The following is a 6,683-nucleotide window of genomic DNA, read 5'->3' as shown; positions in this document are numbered from 1 at the left end:
ATCATAATTTATAACCTTATGGACATACTAACCTCATAAATTTAATTAGGAGGTTTATATGCCAAATTTATCATGTTCCGTTTATAAATGCAATTATAATTCTGATCGCTTATGTAGATTAAATAACATAGACGTGTCAGGTGGAGAACGTATAGACAATACTTGTTGCAGTAGTTTTTCAGAATCATCAGGAGCTACTAACTGTAGCGGAAGTGCTATACCAGAAACAAGTATATCCTGCAAAGCTTGCGATTGTACGTATAATGAGAAATGTTCATGCCACGCTGACGCCGTAGAGGTCTGTACTTGTCATTCTGGCAGTGGCAGTCATGATTCGGAATGTAGTACTTTTAATAAGCGATAAAAGCAAATAAAACCACAAGAAAGAATTCTCTTGTGGTTTTATTTATTTTCATCAAACCTCGTCTTCACAATTTTCTATATTTCTACAAAAATCACAGCATTCCATTAATTTTTGTAATTTCTCAACTATTTCAAATTCTCGTTTTGTTGCTCTTCTAATTAATCTACATAGTGCTTTCTTTGCTTCATTAATTTCATGTGCGTCATTGGAAGTTTGCATTATTTGAAATAATCTTTCGCTTTCTTCTATAAGGCAATTTGCAATCTTCACTTCATCACAGGCAATCGCTTCTAATGCTTTAGTGCAACACCTATTATGTTCATGTAACCTACAATCTACTACTATAAATTCCTTGACGCATTGTCTACCATTGCGTTTTGTAAATAAAACAAAAAAGTGAAATATACTGTTATCTTTTCTACATGGGATTGAAAAAATAGATTCAACCCTAAGACACGAAGGAACCGATATTCTCTTGATACATCTACCACACGAATGAATAATACGAATTTCTTTTCTTGGTCTTGCTATACCAAAAGTAATGAAAGATGAGAAAATGCCAGTAATACCTCGTATTCGCTTTTTGTTACAACAAAATAGCATTCTACAGTCTTGTAAACAATGTTTATTTATACATACTATGGCATTTGAAAACGATAAATATAGTCTGTCAGAACAATAATTATAAGAAATACCTGTTATATTTCTATCTCTAACCCCAGGTACTAAGATATTTAGTATATCTATTTCTTCAAACAATCCATTTAACTTAAATACACACGATTCACCTTCGCTATCAGTTGCCCAAAAACAATCTTCATTGAAATCATAACAAATATACGTATAACATCTACATGTTATAAAACAATCTATCTCTTCAAAATCCATATTGCACTTTATTATTTTGTTCTCGTCCATAACTGTTAAATAAAACCAACATCCATCAAAGGCAATTCCTCTAAAACAATGGCTATCATTTAACATAAAATCTTTGTTTCTTTCCACTCTAAACATAATACCTACCCCACTTAACAACATATTAATACTTTTTTACTCTTCCCGTATTCATAGAATACGGGAAGATATTACACTAACTAATAAGGGTACTATATCTTATTTACAAACGTGATCTATCATGTTCGCAGCAACCATTTTTAGGACATGCACAATCGATGAAGAGTGCAAGTTTGAATGTTAATACGAAATCTAGACGTGCAACTGCATTTATTAATTTAATATTGTCTTCATCTTTAGAAGTTCTGTCAGAAGAACTAAAATCTGAACAATCAGAAAAATCACTATCATGATGTCTTGGTTTGTCATGTGCTTTATCTAAAATTCTTGCTAATGCTTTTTGCTCCTTAGCTACTGATTCAATAACATCTGTAATAGCCTGACAACGTGTAACTGTACAATTTCTTTGTTGAGTCATAATATCTAACCTTTCAAATGGATTAATATTTATTGATTACTGTTCTTATCAATATATTATATATTATGAGTGGTTTCAACATTTTGACACTTTTTTCCTTTTACTTTTTATAAAAAGATAATTATTAATTAGAAATATACCTTTTTATATAGAAAAAAGGAGGTTGAAACAAATCAGCCCCCAAACTTTTTGATATATTCCTATAAAAATAGCGTGAACACTTTCCTTGGTTCACGCTATTTTCTTCTACTCTCTACGTTCCACAATAAGTTACATAGCGACCTCTCTCTGTAGGTGGTTTTACATCCAAATTCTTTTTATTCGTATAATCATATGGGCATGTAACGGATTCAAGAAGTGAGTCCATTACACTGAAATCACTATATTCCACCGCTGCCTCAAGTGCCTCTTCCACAAGGTGATTACGTGGTATCACAGTAGGATTACTTTGCTGCATTAATGATCTTACCTCTTCAAGGGACTGGGGTTGCTTCGTTAATCGTAATTGCCATAGACCAAGCCAGTCTTGAAACTCTTCTGCCTGACCAAGGTCCAATCCACCAAAATTTCCTATGGTTAAATCACGGAATGTATTGGTATAATCCACCTTATATTTTTGCATCATACTAAGAAGTGCTTCAATTAGATGCTCATCCATTTCATTTTCCTGAAATAGTCCAAGTTTACTTCTCATACCTGAATACCAATAATTCATATATAGACTGTTAAATTTGGAAATTTCCTCTTGCGCAATTCTTACAGCTTCTTCCTGATTATCATGTATAAATGGAAGCAATGTTTCTGCAAATCTTGCAAGATTCCAGCCACCTATCAAAGGTTGGTTCTTATAAGCATACCTACCCCCTGTATCAATAGAGCTAAATACTATATTGGGATTATATTCATCCATAAATGCACAAGGGCCATAATCAATCGTCTCTCCTGCAATTGACATATTATCGGTATTCATAACTCCATGAACAAAGCCAACCAACTGCCACTTAGCAATTAACTCAGCTTGTCTTTCTACTACTGCTCGAAGAAAACTTAGATATGGATTTTCTTGTATAGAATCAGCTTTTACCTCTTTATCAAAATGTCTCTTAATCGTATAATCTGCCAATGCCTTCACATCATTAGCATCTCCAAAATTAGCTGCATATTGAAATGTACCAACACGAATATGACTCTTAGCAAGTCTGACCAAAATAGCTCCAGGTAATAATTCCTCTCTCATTACCTTCTCACCCGTTGTAATAACTGCTAAACTCCTTGTAGTTGGTATTCCAAGGGCATACATTGCTTCGCTGATTATATATTCTCTTAACATAGGACCTAATGTTGCCTTACCATCACCACCTCGTGAATAGGGTGTTCTACCTGAACCTTTTAATTGTATATCAATCAATTCACCATCAGGGTTTTTATATTCTCCAAGCAAAATTGCTCTTCCATCGCCAAGTCGGTTAAAATATCCAAATTGATGCCCTGCATATGCTTGTGCAATCGGAATCGTTCCTTCTAGAATACTGTTTCCAGAAAGGATCTGAGCTCCTTCTTTGCTTGTTAAAAACTCGGTATCTAGGTCTAACTCCTTGGCCAAATCCATATTGAATATTGCTAGTCTAGGACTTAGTACTTTACTTGGACGTTGTTCTGTATAGAAACACTGAGGTAATTCAGTATACGTATGCAGTAATTTAATTATTTTTTCTCTCATTGTATCTCCTTATTATCCTTTTGATTTATATAGGATACATTATTCTCTTTTCCTTAGTTATTTATTATTCATTTGTCGTTTTTAATATCCTTCTTTATTTGCTTAATTAGCTGAGGTTGTACCTATTTCTGAACTATATGTCCAATTACCACTATTAAAGCTTGAATTGGATGTCCATACGTTCTTTTCACTTACAAGTGATATTGTTAGATTATTATAGATATTACCATTTGGTATCATTCTAGCTATCGTTACACTTGTAGCACCTTCTGGTACTAATGCTTTATAATATACGGTATTATTGTATGTTATCTTCTCGCATTTTGTATATTCACTTTCATTATTAAACTTAGATACTGCTACAGCACTATCATTACCAAACCAACTACATGCACTTACATTTAAATATATATAGTTTTCGTCTTCGTTATCCTTCGTATAAGTATATGTAAATGTATAGTTCTTATCTCCCTTTGTTGCAACGATTGTATAAGTCGTAGTATCGGTAGCTGTAACGCTAATGGAATCTTCGAATGAGGATGTTGTTGCACCATCTGAAATTGTAGCAGTTGATGCATTCGTAACTGTAAACTTAACATCTAATGAATCCGTAAAAGTTGTTCCATCTGAAACGGATGCAGTAACTACAGGCTCTGTATAATCCATCGTATATTGGTATGTAACTGTCTTTGTTTTCGTTCCGTTTTCTGCATAGATTTCAACAGTATCCGTTTCTCCTTCTTCAAGATTATCTCCAACCGTTACTGTCACAGAATCCACAAAACTTATAGGGTCATTACCATTTAATGAATATGTTGCATACTCTGCATCCTTTACAGAGAATGTTATATCCGTAGCAGCTGTAATTGTGGATGACTCTTGGGATGCTACAATTGTAGGTGTTTTATCGCTTTCTTCATAATAAAGTTCCCATTCTCCAGTACTCATATTATATAGATAACCAATATCACCAATTGTCAGGTCTTTCGTCTGTGATGAACCATTGTTACTAAATATTATTTTCGTATATCCTGCATCAGGATCTATCTTAAGTGCGTAGATACCATTTTGTGAATCACATTCAAACATCTTTTCACCAGGCCATGAAGCATTTTTCTTTACTGGGGATACCGTATCATTCCATGCATATGCTGTAACTGTAGACCAACCCGATGTATTCTTAAAGAATATACAATTTTCCATATCATATTCATTCTTCGTATATGTATATACTTGTGTTACCTTTCCTCTCGAATTCGTTCCCGTTACTGTTAATGTAACCGATTCTCCAATTGATAAACTTTTACCTATGTTTATTGTCTTTGAACCACTGAATGAGCCTGATTCACCAGTGCTTGCAGAATATGTTGCACTATCTGCATATAGTGCCTCAATCGTAACGTTTAATGAATCTCCATAAAAATTGGTACCGTTACCGACGCTGGCACTAATTTGAACAGGATATGAGGTACTAGGATTTGGCATTACATTCTTGTAAATAACTGCTATACCATACTCGCTGTTAATACTTCCTGAAATAACTCCATTAGCAACTGTGAAAGTATTTCTTGAAACCTCATCGGTATACGTACCATCTGCCATACCATGTGATGACATTGAAATCTGTCCTGATCCATTGAAATTAGCTAGTACCATACCATTTCCACGGACGCAATATGCAATATTACCATCGGTCCCCATATTATCCTGATTATTTACCATTCTGTTATTAAAATGATTTATCGCTGCTACTTCTTTAGAAGCCCATGTATAAGTTGCACAAGTCCCCATAGTTGCTTGTGTTAGAGTGTTATTCAGATTACTCTTCAAAGAGCCATCTACGTCTCCTTCAAGAATATCAACTGAATTATATGGCCTTACAAAAAAGAGTTTTGCTGCATTATCTTTGTTTGCTACCATCGCCCATGTCCTTACAATGGATTTATCAGAAGCATATCTTGCAGATTCATTCATATATGTATCATGTGATTCTGCCCATAGTACAGAGACATTTGCAGCGTAATCCATACTTAAAGTATTAACGTTATTGTTTCGAAATGCCTCTAGAAGATGATTTCCTGCAGAATTATCTGTTACTGACATATACTTCGTATAAGAATTAATACTAAAATTATCACCTACCGTGTTAAGAATTTCACCATATACATAAAGATCTCCACCTGTTTTAGACTTATAATATGATCTTGCTTCACCTAAAACAGTTGGCCAGAAATCACTTGCATAAGCTGGATCATCATCAGGTGTTTCAATATGCTTTGCCGCATCAAATCGGTATCCATCAACACCGCAGTCAATTAATTCTTTAAGATAATTGGATATATATGCTTGTACCCTCTTATCTGCTGTGTTTAAATCTGGCATTCCTAACGTGCCCATTGTAAAATGAAGTCTACTATCACTCATCCATACCTGATAGGAATTAATATGCCAAAACGATGCATCCGTAAGCATATCCTTATTCCAGTACTCACCAACCTGAAGTGAAACATCAGAAAGTGAGTTTTTCCAACCAGTTATGTTGCCCATATGGTTAGCTACAACATCAACAATTACTTTAATACCATAATCCTCGGCTGTTTCACACATTGACTCAAGTTCTGCCTTTGTTCCTAGCCATGTCTGACCGTTATCACAAACACTTTCTGTAACAGGCTGATATAGTTTCCACCAGTTACCTGTTCCTCCATATCCCGGTGTTCCTACATCGGTTCCTACTACCCCTGCATATGTATAATCTTTTGGTTGTGTTGCTGGAGATGTCTGTAATGCAGAATACCCACACTCCGCTATTAACTGCATATTATCTTCGATGGTCTTATATGACCAGTTCCAGCAATGCAATATAGATGCATCCTGGGTATTATCCACAAGCTCATAGCTATTTGAGCTTGTAGAGCTTGTACTTGCGAATACATACTTATTCGCTGTACCGACGTCTAAAAGCACCATAACTACGCTAAGGATAATTGCGCATATGCTATAAAGCATACGCTTGTTTCTTTGATTTTTCATTGAAAAACCTCCTTCATACATTATATGTAATGTAAACTACTAAATATTAAATACCTTCTCCGCATTTTTAGCAAGTAATTTCATTACATTTCCAGTATAACAAATCTAGAGGTTTTTGCACTATATTTCCATTG

At 34.5% G+C, this 6,683-nt stretch carries 5 protein-coding genes; 1 reads left to right on the top strand and 4 read right to left on the bottom strand.

Annotated features, from left to right (window positions below; translation table 11 throughout):
- Positions 1 to 58 precede the first annotated feature (58 nt).
- Complete coding sequence (locus tag ACW2QF_RS16245) at positions 59 to 364, top strand: DUF1540 domain-containing protein (protein ID WP_455717059.1); 306 nt, start codon at positions 59 to 61, stop codon at positions 362 to 364.
- A 51-nt stretch (positions 365 to 415) separates the two neighbouring features.
- Here the strand turns inward: ACW2QF_RS16245 and ACW2QF_RS16240 are convergent, their stop codons facing one another.
- From ACW2QF_RS16240 to ACW2QF_RS16225, 4 genes are all read right to left on the bottom strand, one after another.
- Complete coding sequence (locus tag ACW2QF_RS16240; protein ID WP_455717058.1) at positions 416 to 1,378, bottom strand: hypothetical protein; 963 nt, start codon at positions 1,376 to 1,378, stop codon at positions 416 to 418.
- 103 nt (positions 1,379 to 1,481) lie between these two features.
- Entirely contained in the window at positions 1,482 to 1,796 is a 315-nt protein-coding gene (locus tag ACW2QF_RS16235) for a hypothetical protein (RefSeq protein ID WP_455717057.1), read from the bottom strand.
- Positions 1,797 to 2,049: 253 nt separating this feature from the next.
- Positions 2,050 to 3,516: a protein adenylyltransferase SelO gene (locus ACW2QF_RS16230; protein ID WP_455717056.1), complete on the bottom strand. Its 1,467-nt coding sequence runs from the start codon at positions 3,514 to 3,516 to the stop codon at positions 2,050 to 2,052.
- Positions 3,517 to 3,618: 102 nt separating this feature from the next.
- Positions 3,619 to 6,549, bottom strand: coding sequence for a starch-binding protein (locus ACW2QF_RS16225; RefSeq protein WP_455717055.1), 2,931 nt, complete (start codon positions 6,547 to 6,549; stop codon positions 3,619 to 3,621).
- Positions 6,550 to 6,683: the final 134 nt, after the last annotated feature.

Source organism: Anaerosporobacter sp. (assembly GCF_965301125.1).
The sequence above is the reverse complement of the archived record's forward strand: the minus strand, read 5'-3'. Positions and strand labels throughout refer to the sequence as shown.